Annotated in this window: 1 protein-coding gene; it reads right to left on the minus strand. The window is 30.7% G+C overall.

Annotated features, from left to right (window positions below; translation table 11 throughout):
* Positions 1–140: 140 nt before the first annotated feature.
* Positions 141–842 carry a hypothetical protein gene (locus tag FTT87_RS15895; RefSeq protein WP_180082247.1) on the minus strand — a complete coding sequence of 234 codons (702 nt, stop codon included), beginning with the start codon at positions 840–842 and terminating at the stop codon, positions 141–143.
* Positions 843–1,076: the final 234 nt, after the last annotated feature.

Below are 1,076 nucleotides of genomic sequence, written 5' to 3' on the forward strand. Positions count from 1 at the left end.
AGACAAAATGACACCAAATGAGTTTTACTATGATCAGCTACCCCAACAAAACAAGGTGGCTTAACTAGAGCGGAATATCACTTATAAATACGCTTTTAGTTGTTCAAACAAGTGGGACCACCTCTATTTTAAATATTTTTCTATGATTCTGGTGCTAATTTATCGAGTTTAATTTTTATAGCATATAATTTTGCATACACTTCAATAGCATCATTTAATTCTGATCTTCCTTCTTCCATGGTGAATTGATTAGACTTCCTTGAAATATATTTCTGTATACATTCATCGCTTATTTTAATTCTTAAATCTCGAGGGTTATCATAACTTTCAAGTGAATCTGTATGCTTCTTATTTGGCAAATGAAGCATATACAAGTTATTGTACTGCCGAGATAATATTAATCTTAATGATTTTTCAACATCTAACCTTAATTTATTTAAACAGTTAAATTTTTCAATTTGTTCAATTAACTCACAAAATGATTCAGCACATTCATCTACTATACAATCACTACAAAACCCACCTGATCCATAAATACTTTTTTGGACTAAAACTCTAAATAATTCTGTTCTAGCTTCTTTTAACTCCTCTATGGTCTTTTCAGCTTCCGACCTTAATTCTTTCAATTTGACGCCATTTCCTACAATTGAAAATTCTTGAACCTCAGCTGCAAAGGCTATGATCAATCCAATCACAGCAAATCCAAGACTAAAACCTACAAACTCAGTTCCTGATAATTTCTCCAAAGAGATTAGAAGCCACAAACCACAAGCAATCCCCGCTAAGCCAACAACAGCTCCAAAAACTATATTATTTTTTAATTTATATTCTTTCTTTTTCAATTTTTATTCCGTATGTTTTTAATTAACTAATTCATTATAACAAATAAATAAATTCTAAAATTCAAAAAGTTATTTTATAAAAAACTGAAATCCAATCACATGACTTAAGAGGTGGTCCCACTTGTTTGAACAACTAAAAGCGTATTTATAAGTAATATTCCGCTCTAGTTAAGCCACCTTGTTTTGTTGGGGTAGCTGATCATAGTAAAACTCATTTGGTGTCATTTTGTCTAG

Origin of the sequence: Acinetobacter sp. YH01022 (assembly GCF_013420235.1) — a bacterium.
Lineage (GTDB): Bacteria > Pseudomonadota > Gammaproteobacteria > Pseudomonadales > Moraxellaceae > Acinetobacter.